Genomic DNA, 13,079 nt, shown 5'->3' with positions numbered 1-13,079 from the left:
ATGGAAAATCCGCAATGAATGACCGTATCCCTTCATGGTTCGACCACGCCATGGCCCAGCCGCGTCGATCTCACTTCACCGAAGGCGGCGGGGTGACTGTCCATTATGTCTCGTGGAACGCCGCAGACACCGGTAAGCCGCCACTTGTCTTCGCACACGGTTTTCTCGGGCACACGCACTGGTGGGACTTCATTGCGCCCTTCTTCACCGATCGCTTTCGCGTCTTTGCTCTGGATTTCCGCGGCATGGGCGAGAGCGCCTACAGGCAGGAATACAGCGCCGACGTTTTCGTGCGCGACCTCGTCGCTGTGGCGGATGCAATCGGCTCTGGACCGTGCGTCGCGGTGGGCCACAGTTTCGGCGGATCGCGTCTGCTCCAGGCGTGCGCGACCTTTCCCGACCGTCTCTCGCATGCAGTCGTGCTCGATTCGTATTTCATGCTACGCGGCGAAACCCTGCCTGCAGTGGAACGACGCCCGCCGCCCCGTCCCTATCCTGACTGGCATACTGCACTCAGTCGCTTTCGACTCATCCCGGAACAAGATTGCGAGCCGTGGCTGCTCGAGCATCTCGCGCGGACATCACTTCGTCAAACCGCCGACGGCTGGGTATGGCGCTTCGACCCGAAGTTGCGGAATCTCCAGCCGGTCGAAGGCGAAGAAGACCTGCTGACCCGCATCGCGGTTCCCGTCAGCTACGTTCACGCCGAGTGCAGCAGCGTGGTCTGCGCCGATCGCGCGCGCCGCATCGTAGCTGCGATTCCCGGCGCGAAGGGTCCGATCACGATGCCACGCGCAGGCCATCACATGATGCTTGACCAGCCACTCGCGCTGGTGAGTCTCTTGCGAGCCTTGCTAGCATGAATTCCAATCTGCGCGAATCGAAAACTGCGCCGTGGTCGGGCGGTTTGCCTCTTGCGGCCCTGATCGCGCGCGCCGTCGAAAAGCACGGCGCGACGCCACTCCATTTTCATACCCAGGGCGGTGCCTACACTTGCACCACCGAGTCCCTGCTGCACGACGCGAAAGAGATTGGCAAGGCACTCACAGCCATCGGTCTGCGTCGAGGCGACGTGATCGCGATACAGCTTCCCACACAGCGCGAAACTGCGCTTCTGTATCTGGCTGCACTGGAGATCGGTGCGGTACTCGTGCCGATCGTCCACATCTACGGTCCCGCCGAAGTCGGCTTCATCCTTCGACAATCCCGCGCCCGCGTTCTGTGCGTGCCCGATTTCTGGTCCCGAACCGACTACCTTGAGCGTGTCGCCGCGCTCGGCGACACGCCCGACCTCGAGCGCGTTATCGTCGTTGGCGATCGGGCGCCCTCGAACGGCATCACGTTCGGCGCACTGCAACGACTCGCCGCGACAACGCATGAACACCGCCCTGCTGACCCGCCAACGTCGGAAGACATTTGCCTGCTGCTGTACACGTCAGGAACGACAGCTTCGCCCAAAGGCGTGCAGCACTCTCATCGCACAGTAGGCGCAGAGTGGCAGATTCCGTTCATCGACGGGCCTGGGCCGTATCTCACGCCCTTCCCTGCTGGCCATATTGCAGGCTTCAATTTCCTGTTGCGTCCATTCATTACAGGCACCGAGATGGTGTTCATGGACCGATGGGACGCCTCGCTTGCCGCGCGACTGGTCGACGAGTATCGCGTGCGCCTCTCGGGTGGCACACCGTTTCATCTCCAGGGGCTCCTCGAAGCCGCCCGCCGCGACGGGCGCAGCCTGGCGTCCCTCGCTTCTTACGGTCTGGGCGGCACGGGTGTCACGCCGGAGCACGTCGCCATGGCCGATCGGGCCGGATTCGCGGGAACCCGCGCGTACGGGCTGACCGAGCATTCGACAGTGAGTGTCGGCTGGGCCGATTCGCCTTTTGATATCCGGGCCTGCACGGACGGTCGCATTCAGCCCGGCTCGCAGGTGCGCGTCGTCGACGAGTTGGACAGCGACCTGCCTGCCGGACGCGACGGCGAGATTCTGATCAAAGGACCGGAGCTGTTCGTCGGCTACACCGACCCGGCGCTCAATGCGGCCGCGTTCACTCACGACGGATGGTTCCGGACCGGCGATATCGGCCGTCTCGACGAAAACGGTTGCCTGACCATCACGGACCGAAAGAAGGACATCGTGATTCGCGGAGGAGAAAATATATCGTCGCTCGAAGTAGAGCGAGTACTTGCCACTCATCCGGCCGTGCGCGATGTCGCCGTCGTGGCGCAGCCAGACGCACGATATGGCGAAAGAGTCTGTGCGGTCGTCGTCTTGCACGAACGCACGTCGCTCGACCTGATCGCAGTCCAGACCCACTTTGCCGGCGCGGGCGTGGCGAAGCAAAAGACGCCCGAGCAACTTTGCATCGTCGCAGAGTTGCCGCGCACGCCTTCGGGAAAGGTGCGAAAAGGCGATCTGCGCAAGCAACTTTCCGCGTAGTAGCAAATCAGCTGGTGCTTATCGAGCGGAGCCGTCCCGGCGAGACTTGAAAAACCGATCTCGTTGCATTGATACCTGATCGGACGAAACGAGCCGATCGTAGATCGCACGCGCTGCGGCCATGCCGGCATCGAAATCGGGCGACTCGGCTGCGGCGGCGATGGCATCCAGACACTGGCTTTCTATTGCATCGCTACAGCCGAGGCGTGAGCGCGCTTCAGCGACAATGGAAACCGGATCGCCATCAGGCAATGGCAACCGGCGAATCAATGGCAACGATGTACCGCCTATCTTCTCACGCGCAAGCTCGATCGCAAGGCGCGACATTTCATGCTCATCGCCATCGACGATCCGGTCAAATAACGCGGTGCCCCGGAAGGTTCCTGCGCGCACGATTTGAGCACCAAGAATGAATTCGATCGACTTCGCGAAGCCCAGCACACGCGGCAAGCGCTGCGTGCCGGACAAAGGGATCACGCCGAGCTTGCATTCGGGCAGACCGATCTGCGCATTGTCCGCGACCACACGGTAGTGGCACACCAACGCGGTTTCCAGACCACCGCCAATGGCAAACCCGTGGATAGCGGCTACAACCGGCTTGTCGCTCGCCTCGATCACCGGATGAACGTGCAGCGACAACGCTGGCGAAGCTGTGGCCGCGGAAGTGCCGAACTCGCGAATATCACCTCCCGCGGAAAAGCCGCGTCCACTGCCATTGAGTACGATCGCGCGAACCCGCGCGTCGCGCCGGGCCGCTTCAAACGCGGCAACGAGTCCGCGACGGATGCCCAGACCTAATCCGTTGACTGGCGGATGGCTCATCGTGACGATAGCGATCTCGTCTTCTACACGATACTCGACGTCGGCGAAGCGATGCGGCTTGCAATGCGTCATCGGTTATCCGCTATGGCGTTCGACGATGGCGGGCACTGTGCGCCTAACGGTTGTTAGCGAGCCAGCTCGGCATATCCGCCGGCCACGGATCGGCATACACCGCGTGCACACCCATCGCGCTCGTGTAGGCCAGATTCAGTATGTTGCAAAACGCGATGAAAGCCAGCACCCGAAGCGCCGTGCGCACCGCTGGATGACACCCGACACGATCGACACCTCGCTCGATGGCCGTATATCCGTCTTCGTCGACGTTCAGCAGAAGGAAGGCCGACGCCACGAAAGCAGACGGAAACAGCAGGAACTCATAGACCGGAAACTGGTAGTAGTGACCGCCCCAGAAGGAGACACTCTGGAACGCACCCGGCCACGCGTCGAAGCCCATGAAGCGGCTGGCCGCGATGTCGAGCAAGCCCATTGTCATCCAGATGGCGGCAAAACCAGCGAGTGCGAGTCGTACGTTGCCCGCGCGGGGCCAACGCTTACGGACCGCGCGCATCGCCCACACCGCCACTACGGCGGTGCCTGTAAAGGTATAGAAGTAGCTTGGCGCGTCGATCAGGATAGGCTCGGCGATGCGAGCATGGGACGATTGCCAGAATGGAATGAAGCGGCACCAGCAGCCGTAGTTCAGCGCATAGGCGTTATAGGTGAACATCGGGCGAAGAAAGTCCAGCCACGGATCAAGCCAATATGCCGAGAGCCAACCGATCATCATCAAACGCACCGCATCGATGCGGCGACTTTTGACGATTCCGTAGACATACCAGATCGCTATGGGAATCAGGATCAGCACGCTGACCCACTGGTAATGGTCGATCGTCGCCTTCACGGATTCCGGTAGCGGGTCCGCGCCCAACTCGACGGGGCGGAAGTCCTCCGAACGAATCCATGCGACGTAGGTGCGGACTTGTGCAAAAGCGAAAAGCGCACCGAGTCCTGCCCACGCATACACGCTGGGCCAGGTTGTGCTGCGTCGAGCGACCATTTCCGACATGCTTTGCCTCCTACATTATTCCCCCGGCATTCACATTTCAGAATGTCGATCGCAAAACTGTACTCCTGCGGAAACGGCGACGTCAAGTGCGTGTCGCTCAACGCCTGGTGGATTATCGACCCATGAGATCATGAATCTCGTGATCGAGTGCCGCCATCGCGAACCGGGGCGCGACTGCACAATTGTTGACTTCGACCTGCCACTCCACCGGATTCACGAGCCAGAAGAACAGCCCATAGACGATGTGGCGCCGGTAGGCATCTAGCGCGCTTTCAAGTGACGGCGGGTTGTTGACGCCGTGAAAGGCGAGCCGCTCAAGATAGTATTCGAGCAACGCCCGCTCCCATCTCGGCCGATCCGCGATATCCAGAGCCGATATCAGGAAGTACGTGACGTCATGAGCCCACGGTCCGCGTCGATATGACTGCCAGTCGAGAAAGCCGGGCGTGCCGTCGCGGTCGAAATACAGGTTTCCGAGGTGAACATCGCCATGGAGAAACGTCATCGGCCCGATGCGGTCGAAAGCGCGCAGATCGAGGAGCGCCCGCTCCATCCAGTCACGATCGTGAAACCGCTTTGGCACGGCGGCCCCGCGCGGCAACTGTGTATAGCGGGCGAACACCTCGGGTTTCAACTGGCCCCAGTGATAGGTGCCGGACTCGCCATCGGGCAGCGGGTCTTGCGACGCGAGCCACGCCAGTTCGCCATCGCTTTCGAGCGCAGGCGATTGCCAGAACTGCGCGTGCCACCGCGCTTGCGCGTCCAGGTTTGCCGCCGCCTGCGCAAACGTCAGCGTCCGCTGCACGCGACAGAACTCCACTTCCCGTGAACGTAGATCCTCGAGGATCACGATCGACTGCCCGCTTCGACTTTCGGTCTCTGCATAGAAGCAGGCAGGCACATTTGCACGCAAGCAGGGATGGACTTCCTTGAAGAACTTCGCCTCGTATTCGTATATGTAGGCGTTCAAGTTCCGGTACTCGGGAACGAAACCGCCCTTGACGATCAGAGACTCCGGCAAGCCAAGCTCGCGCCCTGTTGCGTTGTAAGCAAGATGCACCCTGACTTTGGTAGCCGTGCCGTACATCACGTCGTCGATGGCCAGTGATTCGACCGCCACCCCTTCATGGCTGCGCGCGAGCGCCGACGTCAGCCACGAAGGGGTGATGTCCTCAACCTGCAAAGGAAGCGTGCCGGTATCTGGCTGCGGTCGCTGCGATTCCATCTGGGCGGGGCTTCTTTTCGCAACATTCATCTTGGCACCTTCCTGTGAGGTTGTATGTGCGTTCGTGCCGACATCATCATTGGCGGACCGACGTTCTCCACGCGCATGTTGCGCGGCACGTCTGAAGACCCGCAACGAGGGAAATCCCGGCTGGTATTATCGTTGCGTTTTTAGAACGATGTGCGTATTTTCGCTCAACCCGTTTCGACGAGGCCCGCTAGCACCGCGCTGAGTCGCTTCATTCCTGCCGTTCAAAAAACGACACACGGCCCCCTGGAGACAACTCGATGACCACATCCTTGCTTGAGCGGCTATACGGCATCAGCGGAAAAATCGCTGTCGTGACTGACAAGGGATGCAATTCCAGCATCGATATCGCCCCTGTGCTGGCCGAGGCTGGCGCACGGGTCGTAGTCGCCGATCACAGCGCAGCGCACATGCAATCGGTCGTCGACAAAATCGTTTCGGCGGGCGGCGAAGCAATCGCTATCGAGGCAGACGTGGAACGTGAAGCCTCCGTGATTGCGTTGTTCAATCAGGTCAGCGCAGCCTGGGGTAGCCCGGACATCGTGGTCAATTGCGCGGCCATGACCAATAACGGGCCGCTTACGGAGTTCTCCGAAGCCGCCTGGGACGAAGTGATGGCGATCGACCTGAAGTCTGTGTTCTTTTGCATGCGAGAAGCGATCAAGCACATGCTCGCCGCGGGCCGGGGTGGACGCATCGTGAACGTGACTACCATGGGAGCCACGCATGCCGTACTGAATGGCAATGGCGCCTACGGTGCCGCGCGAGCGGGCGTAGCGGGATTAGTGCGCTCCGCAGCGCTGGACTATGCCCGCGACCAGATTCTCGTCAACTGCGTGCTTCCCGGTGCAGTGCCCGGCAAGGTTCAGTTTCATCCGGATATGCAGGCTCGCCTGAAAACAGCAAAGCTCACGGGACCCGGTACGGATGCGGAGCGACGTCTGCCGCTGGGATGGGGCGATCCCGCCGATATTGCCGCCGCGGTGCTGTACCTCGCAGGGCCGTCAGGCCGCTACATGACGGGCCAATCGATTACGCTCGACGGCGGATTTCTGATTAGCTGAAGACGTCCGCACCCAATCATCTTCACTGTCTGGTGAATTCCGATGAACTACCAACGATTGGGCCACAGCGGCAAGACTGAAGCGAACCGAACAGCGCGACCTTCATTGACACTCAAAACGGAGCATTCCATGTTTAGTGAAACACAGATCGGCGCGCACCTCGCGAAGAGGTTCAATCTCGCGGGCAAGACCGCCGTTGTTACCGGCTCTGCGCAAGGTCTCGGTCGCGAGATTGCGCGACTGCTCGCCGAGGCCGGCGCCAAGGTCGTGATTGCCGACTTGAACCCCGATGCCGCGTCCGCAACAGCGTCGGATATCGATGCGGACGGCGGCATTGCAATGCCATGCAAAGTCGACGTGGCCGACGAAGCATCCGTCAAGGCACTATTCGCAGCCGTCGATACGAAGTTTGGCGGTGTCGACATTCTGATCAAACAACGCGGCGCACCGTTCGAAGGCCGAATTCTTTGAAATGTCCGTCGAACAATGGGACCAGATGCAAGACGTCACGCTGCGGGGCACGTTCCTGTGTTGCCGAGAGGCTATCACGCGCATGAAGGCGAATGGCGGCGGCTCGATCGTCAACATCTCCTCCGTTGGCGCACTGCGACCCACGCTGTGGGGCGTCAACGCCCATTACGACGCCGCGAAGGCCGGCGTGGACAGCCTCACGCGATCACTGGCCAGCGAGTTCGCGGCCGACGGAATCCGCGTCAATTCAATCCTTCCGGGCGGCATGGCCAGCGAGGGGGGCAAGAACATCAGCGCGACGTTCAAGATTCGAGGGCCGATCGTAGGCGCAGGACGGATTCCGATGGGACGAATGGCCGCCCCGATCGAGGTTGCACAGAGCGTATTCTTTCTCGCAAGCCCTGCCGCAAGCTATGTCACCGGGCAGATCATCGCCGCGGACGGCGGCTTCACGGTCAGCTAGGACTAGTCGTCCGGTTACCCGTTTCGCAAATCTGACTGCAACCGTTATTCGTTGAATCGAACCGGGCGGCAGGTGATCTTCGCGCTTTCCGTCATCCCGGCATTTGCGCTGATGAGAAGCCTGGGGTTGGTTTCCAGACACATTCGCGCGTCGTGAATGGCGTCGATGCGTGCGCTGCGGCCGGCTTTGCTTTTTTCCGACGCCGTGAATTTCCATGCTAATGGTGCTTACGGCGCTCCGCGAAATAGTAATTCATTAAGCATGAAGCAGTATTTTTTACACGATTTTTTTATATAAAAAATTAGAAAACGCGCTTGATTTTTCACATTTGTTCAGACAACATCAATTCGCCGGACATTGCGCCGAACCACCATTAAATGCGATTGATTTCAGCAGCTTAGCTGACTGCGTCCTGTCGTGTATGTCGCATTGTCGCCGACATTTAAACGTCAATTCGTCATGCATTTCCAAATGCAGGAGGTTCTATGTCCATCGAAAAACGTATCTTTCATTTACCTAACTCGCTTAAAGTACAAGTCGAATCGCATATTTTTGAAGTTGGTCGTAAAACCGTAATACTGGTGAATGGCGCTTTAGCGACAACTGCGTCGTTCGGACAGACAATCAAGTATCTCGGCGAGCGATATAACGTCATTTGCTTCGACCTGCCTTATGCGGGGCAATCAAAGCAGCACAATCGGGCCGGTTCCCTCCTGACGAAAGAGGACGAAGTCGAAATCCTGCTGCACCTGATTCAACACTTCGAGCCCCGCTTCCTGTATTCCGTGTCTTGGGGAGGACTCGCGTCATTGCTCGCGCTGGCGCGGCAGCCTGCTTCTATCGAGCGGGCGGTAATCGGCTCCTTCTCACCGTTTCTCAACGATGCGATGGTCGCCTATGTGACGCAGGCGAGGCACCTGCTCAATGCGGGCGAGAATCTGCAAGCCGCGCAACTGCTGAACGACACCGTGGGCAAACATCTGCCGCGCATACTGAAACTCTTGAATTACCGCTATCTGACGAGCCTGCCGAAGGAAGAGCAACGCCAGGTCGCCTTTCACGTCGAGCAGATACTGGCGTTAAGGGCCGAAACGTATCTGGATCAATTGGCGAACATCCGCTGCAGGGTGAAGTTCATCAACGGCGAGCTCGACGAATACACCACTGCGCACGACATTCGCACCATGGCGCGCTATGTCCGTCACGCGCAGTTCGCGACCGCACCGAACACCGGGCATTTCCTTGAACTCGAAGGGCGGGCACAGGCCGCCACGATGCGCGACGAAATTCTCGGCTTCTTCGGCGTCAACCAGGAGTTCGATCGTTCACGGCTCGACGCGCTCTCGCCCGCGGCAGAAGCGCAAACGTTTGCTCACTCGGGACTGAACGTCGAATTCGGGAGCGGAAAATGACGATCTATCACACGCTTGCCGTCCTCGGCCCATGGGCCGTCTGGGTCGCCTACTGGATGAAAGCATCGTCCGGTGTGAAGAAAACCCTAAAACGCGAGGATCGACTTTCACGCACGCTTCAGTCGATCCCGCTGATCATCGGCTGTGCGCTGATTGTGTTGCCGGACGGCGTCGCCATCTCGAGTCCGGCGGCCGCTCATTTCGATTTGCAGCAATGGATCGGCCTCACGATCGTTGTCGCCGGTCTCGCTTTCTCGGTGTGGGGCCGTCGCCATCTCGGGCCTAACTGGAGCGTGTCGGTCACGCTGAAAGCCGACCACGAACTCGTCCGCAGCGGTCCTTACGCGCTCGTGCGCCATCCGATCTACTCAGGTTGCCTGCTGGCGATTGCCGGCGCCGCGCTCGTCAACGGACAATGGCGCGGCGTGATCGGCTTCGTACTGATCTTCGCTTCGCTCGCGTACAAGGTGCGCGTCGAGGAACAGTGGCTCTCCGAGTATTTCGGCGCGCCGTACCGTACCTATCGCGAGGAGGTACGGGCCCTCGTGCCGTGGCTCTATTGAGGAGCCGCAAGCAAACCATGGCACAAATCGTCATTACTGCAATCGGCTCGGCAGGCGACGTTCATCCGTTCATCGGCATTGCGCGAACCCTGGCAGAACGCGGACATCGGATCGTGTTCTGCACGCATCCGCAATTCGCCGCGCTCGCGGCACAACACGGCTTCACGTTCGTGCCGATTGGTACGTGGGACGAGTATGCGCGGGCGATTGCAAGCCCGGCGCTGTGGAATCCGCGGACCTCGTTTCGCACGCTATGGACCGTCATCGCACCGACTATCCGCCCTCACTTCGATGCGCTCGCCGCGATCGCGACCCCCGACACCATACTGGTCGGCTCGTTGTGGGCGTTCGCCGCGCGTCTGATGCAAGAGGTTCATGGCACGCCCTACGTATCGGTCCAGGTGTCGCCTTCGACGCTGCTTTCCGCGAGCGCTCCTCCCACGCACAAGCGTCTGACCGTGCCGTTGTGGCTGCCGCTGCCCGTCAGGGCAAAGTGCATGGAAATGATCGAAAAAGGCGTGCTCGACAAGGCGTGCGGACCTGCTCTGAACGACGTCCGGGAAAACCTTGGGCTTGCGCCCGCGAGCCGCATACTCGGTGAGTGGCTGCACTCGCCCGACGGCGTGCTGTGCCTGTTCCCGGACTGGTTTGCCCCTGCTCAACCCGACTGGCCGCGCAATCATTTCATGGCGGGCTTTCCCCTCTTCAACGATGTAGCGCCCAACGCCCTCGACGACGAACTGCGCGCCTTCGTCGCCTCGGGCGAACCTCCGGTCGTGTTCACGCCAGGCTCCTCGCGGATCGACGAGCGGACCTATCTGGGCGCCGTCGACGAAGCCGTGCGCCGCACGGGTGCCCGCGCGATCGTGCTGGCCGGCACCGCCGCAGCGCGGGCGCTCGCGCGCCGCGACGTGCTGGTGCGCGACTTCGTACCCTTGCGAATGCTCTTGCCGCACTGCGCGGCCATGGTCCATCACGGCGGCATCGGCACGGCGGCGCTCGCATTCGCGGCTGGCATTCCACAGGTCGTCACCCCGTTCGCGCACGACCAGTTCGACAATGCGCAGCGCGTCGCGAAAAGCGGCTGCGGCCTTCGCATCGACAGTCCTGCAAGCGGCAAGGCGCAGGCCTCGGCACTCGTGCGCGTCACCACGGACAAGCTCGTGACGGCCCGTTGCACGATCGCCAAACGGCTCATCGACGCAGCGCCCGACGCCTGCGAGGCGGCCGCGCGATACATCGAACGCTGCGCAGATCAGCGCGGCGGCCTCAGCATCCGTTCGGTCGCCTGAACGGCTTCGGGAAATACCGTCCACATGAGCACTTCAAGAGGCATGGCCATACAGGACGTCGGCGGCCGCGACGCCCCGCCACTGCGCGGCGCGTGGCTCGCGTTGCTGACCTTCGCGCTCTCGCTCGCCACCTTCATCGAGGTGCTCGACTCGACGGTCACGAACGTCGCCGTGCCGTCCATCGCCGGCAGCCTCGCCGTGTCGAATTCCCAGGCGACGTGGGTCATCAGCTCCTATTCGGTCGCGGCGGCTATCGCGATTCCGCTGACGGGATGGCTGTCGCAGAGGATCGGCGAAGCGCGTCTTTTCGTCTGGTCCGTGCTGCTGTTCACGCTGACGTCGCTGCTATGCGGCATCGCCGGCAACCTGGAACTGCTCGTTCTATGCCGCGCCATGCAGGGACTCTTTTCAGGTCCGATGGTGCCGCTGTCGCAGGCCATCCTGTTGCGCTCGTTTCCGCCGCAAAAGCGGGTGCTCGCGCTTGCACTCTGGGCAATGACGGTGCTGCTCGCGCCGATCTTCGGTCCGGTGCTCGGCGGCTGGATCATCGATCAATTCTCCTGGCCGTGGATCTTCTTCATCAATCTGCCGATCGGCCTGTTCGCCTTCGCGGCCTGCGCCGCGCTGTTGCCGCGCGAGCGTCCGGATGCCCGGCAGCCGCCGATCGACATGATGGGTATCGTGCTGCTCGTCGTCGGCGTGGGCGCACTACAGGCGGTGCTCGACCTCGGGCGCGACCACGGCTGGTTCGACTCGCCGCTGATCGTTGCGCTGTCGTTGATCGCCGCGCTCGCGCTGGTTTGCCTGTTGATCTGGGAGTCGGCTGAACCTTTTCCCGTCATCGACCTCGACCTGTTTCGCGATCGCACTTTCTCCTTCGGCGTCGCGATCATTTGTCTCGGGATGGTCAGCTTCTCAGTAATCGGCGTCATCTTCCCGCTGTGGCTGCAAACCGTGATGGGCTACTCCGCGTTTCAGGCCGGACTGACCGTTGCGCCGCTCGGCATCCTCGCCCTCGTCTTTTCCATGCTGATAGGGATTTTTCTGGACCGGTTCGATGCCCGCGTCGTGACATCGTTCGGCTTTCTCGTGTTTTTCGCGGTGCTGGCATGGGACGCGCACTTCACGCTGACGATGTCTTTCTGGCAAATCGTCACGCCAACGTTTATTCAAGGTATCGGCCTGCCTTGCTTTTTCATTCCGCTGAGCGCAGCGATTCTGTCGCGCATTCCCAACGAGAAGCTCGCTGCCGCATCGGGCCTGTCGAACTTCCTGCGCACGCTGTCCGCCGCGCTCGGCACCGCCCTCAGCGTGACCTGGTGGGACAACCGCGCGGCACATCACTACGGCACACTCGCGCAATCTGTCACGCAGGCATCCGAGGGCACCGGCCTTTTCACGCGGTCGCTGCAAACGCTCGGATTCGGCGCCAACCCATTGGCGGCCATCCGCGATGTCGTTCAGCAACAGGCGTACATGATGGCGACCAACGACCTGTTTTACATGGCGAGCCTCGTGTGCCTCGCGCTCGCGGCGCTGATGTGGGCCACCAAACCCTGGCGCGGCGTATCGGCCCAACGCGCCGGACATTAATACTCCTGACAGGGTGACGATCATGAGCCAGACGATCTCCTCTCCCGGCGCTGCGGCCAGCGCCGGTTACGCAGTGCCGCTGCTCGGTGCGCTGGTGGTGTTGTACCGCCCAACTTCCGAGCACCTGACTCACCTGCTGGAACTCTGCGCGCACGGCACGCCGTTGCTGGTCGTCGACAATTCGCCGGCGGCCTCCGGCGCGTTGGCCAATGCGCTGAACGCGCACGGCGCGGAGTATCTCTGCAACGCGAATCGTGGCGGCATTGCCGGTGCTTATAACCGGGGCCTTGCGCGGATGTTCGAACGCGGCCTCGGCGCCGTCGCGCTATTGGATCAGGATTCGCAGGTGAGCACCGATTACTTCCGGTTGATGCTCGAGTCATGCAAGGCGCTCGGCCCACGAGCTTTCGCGATCGGACCGCGTATTTACGACGAGAACGTCAGGCACTTCCTGCCGCAGATGGTTAGCAACGGCTTTTCGATCCGCACGCTGGTGTTCGAAGCGGACGCATCCTTGCAGCCCTGCTCCTTTCTGCTGTCCTCCGGTTGCGTGGTCTCGCGCCTCGCGTACGAGCGCCTCGGTGCGTTCGCGGAAGCGCTGTTCATCGATCACGTCGACACCGAATATTCGTTGCGCGCAC

General features: G+C 61.1%; 13 protein-coding genes. 10 read left to right on the top strand and 3 right to left on the bottom strand.

What is annotated here, in order from left to right; genetic code table 11:
• Positions 1-14 precede the first annotated feature (14 nt).
• A complete protein-coding gene (locus OKW44_RS03045; RefSeq protein WP_026226717.1) occupies positions 15-863 on the top strand; it encodes an alpha/beta fold hydrolase in 849 nt (282 codons plus the stop codon).
• Entirely contained in the window at positions 860-2,440 is a 1,581-nt protein-coding gene (locus OKW44_RS03040; RefSeq protein WP_018425552.1) for an AMP-binding protein, read from the top strand. Before OKW44_RS03045 ends, OKW44_RS03040 begins: the two co-directional genes overlap by 4 nt.
• A gap of 18 nt (positions 2,441-2,458) precedes the next feature.
• Here the strand turns inward: OKW44_RS03040 and OKW44_RS03035 are convergent, their stop codons facing one another.
• From OKW44_RS03035 to OKW44_RS03025, 3 genes are all read right to left on the bottom strand, one after another.
• Positions 2,459-3,334 (bottom strand): enoyl-CoA hydratase-related protein, encoded by an 876-nt coding sequence (locus OKW44_RS03035; RefSeq protein WP_018425553.1) that lies wholly within the window; start codon positions 3,332-3,334, stop codon positions 2,459-2,461.
• Positions 3,335-3,377: 43 nt separating this feature from the next.
• A complete protein-coding gene (locus OKW44_RS03030) occupies positions 3,378-4,163 on the bottom strand; it encodes a spirocyclase AveC family protein (protein WP_239499283.1) in 786 nt (261 codons plus the stop codon).
• Between the two features lie 277 nt (positions 4,164-4,440).
• Positions 4,441-5,688, bottom strand: a complete 1,248-nt coding sequence (locus OKW44_RS03025; RefSeq protein WP_239499284.1) for a phosphotransferase — start codon at positions 5,686-5,688, stop codon at positions 4,441-4,443.
• 152 nt (positions 5,689-5,840) lie between these two features.
• On the opposite strand from OKW44_RS03025, the gene OKW44_RS03020 reads away from it, so the two are divergent.
• From OKW44_RS03020 to OKW44_RS02985, 8 genes are all read left to right on the top strand, one after another.
• On the top strand, positions 5,841-6,644 hold the full coding sequence (locus OKW44_RS03020) for an SDR family NAD(P)-dependent oxidoreductase (protein WP_018425556.1): 804 nt from the start codon (positions 5,841-5,843) through the stop codon (positions 6,642-6,644).
• A 129-nt stretch (positions 6,645-6,773) separates the two neighbouring features.
• A complete protein-coding gene (locus OKW44_RS03015) occupies positions 6,774-7,115 on the top strand; it encodes an SDR family NAD(P)-dependent oxidoreductase (protein WP_429409459.1) in 342 nt (113 codons plus the stop codon).
• 1 nt (position 7,116) lies between these two features.
• Positions 7,117-7,578, top strand: a complete 462-nt coding sequence (locus tag OKW44_RS03010; RefSeq protein ID WP_429409457.1) for an SDR family NAD(P)-dependent oxidoreductase — start codon at positions 7,117-7,119, stop codon at positions 7,576-7,578.
• A 485-nt stretch (positions 7,579-8,063) separates the two neighbouring features.
• Positions 8,064-8,990, top strand: coding sequence for an alpha/beta fold hydrolase (locus tag OKW44_RS03005; protein ID WP_084754461.1), 927 nt, complete (start codon positions 8,064-8,066; stop codon positions 8,988-8,990).
• Positions 8,987-9,553: a methyltransferase family protein gene (locus OKW44_RS03000; protein ID WP_018425559.1), complete on the top strand. Its 567-nt coding sequence runs from the start codon at positions 8,987-8,989 to the stop codon at positions 9,551-9,553. Before OKW44_RS03005 ends, OKW44_RS03000 begins: the two co-directional genes overlap by 4 nt.
• Before the next feature lie 17 nt (positions 9,554-9,570).
• Positions 9,571-10,845, top strand: a complete 1,275-nt coding sequence (locus OKW44_RS02995; protein WP_018425560.1) for a glycosyltransferase — start codon at positions 9,571-9,573, stop codon at positions 10,843-10,845.
• Positions 10,846-10,869: 24 nt separating this feature from the next.
• Positions 10,870-12,438, top strand: a complete 1,569-nt coding sequence (locus tag OKW44_RS02990; RefSeq protein ID WP_113062001.1) for a DHA2 family efflux MFS transporter permease subunit — start codon at positions 10,870-10,872, stop codon at positions 12,436-12,438.
• A 22-nt stretch (positions 12,439-12,460) separates the two neighbouring features.
• Positions 12,461-13,079 (top strand): glycosyltransferase (locus OKW44_RS02985; RefSeq protein ID WP_429409454.1); only part of this gene is annotated, 619 nt, incomplete at its 3' end.

Source organism: Paraburkholderia lebeckiae, from assembly GCF_050436325.1.
GTDB classification, from domain to species: domain Bacteria; phylum Pseudomonadota; class Gammaproteobacteria; order Burkholderiales; family Burkholderiaceae; genus Paraburkholderia; species Paraburkholderia tuberum.
The sequence above is the reverse complement of the archived record's forward strand: the minus strand, read 5'-3'. Positions and strand labels throughout refer to the sequence as shown.

Excerpts from the sequence above, each read along its gene's own strand:
- OKW44_RS03045 (WP_026226717.1), top strand. The coding sequence starts at position 15 with ATGAATGACCGTATCCCTTCATGGTTCGACCACGCCATGGCCCAGCCG.
- OKW44_RS03040 (WP_018425552.1), top strand. The coding sequence starts at position 860 with ATGAATTCCAATCTGCGCGAATCGAAAACTGCGCCGTGGTCGGGCGGT.
- OKW44_RS03035 (WP_018425553.1), bottom strand. The coding sequence starts at position 3,334 with ATGACGCATTGCAAGCCGCATCGCTTCGCCGACGTCGAGTATCGTGTA.
- OKW44_RS03020 (WP_018425556.1), top strand. The coding sequence starts at position 5,841 with ATGACCACATCCTTGCTTGAGCGGCTATACGGCATCAGCGGAAAAATC.
- OKW44_RS03015 (WP_429409459.1), top strand. The coding sequence starts at position 6,774 with ATGTTTAGTGAAACACAGATCGGCGCGCACCTCGCGAAGAGGTTCAAT.
- OKW44_RS03010 (WP_429409457.1), top strand. The coding sequence starts at position 7,117 with ATGTCCGTCGAACAATGGGACCAGATGCAAGACGTCACGCTGCGGGGC.
- OKW44_RS03005 (WP_084754461.1), top strand. The coding sequence starts at position 8,064 with ATGTCCATCGAAAAACGTATCTTTCATTTACCTAACTCGCTTAAAGTA.
- OKW44_RS03000 (WP_018425559.1), top strand. The coding sequence starts at position 8,987 with ATGACGATCTATCACACGCTTGCCGTCCTCGGCCCATGGGCCGTCTGG.
- OKW44_RS02995 (WP_018425560.1), top strand. The coding sequence starts at position 9,571 with ATGGCACAAATCGTCATTACTGCAATCGGCTCGGCAGGCGACGTTCAT.
- OKW44_RS02990 (WP_113062001.1), top strand. The coding sequence starts at position 10,870 with ATGAGCACTTCAAGAGGCATGGCCATACAGGACGTCGGCGGCCGCGAC.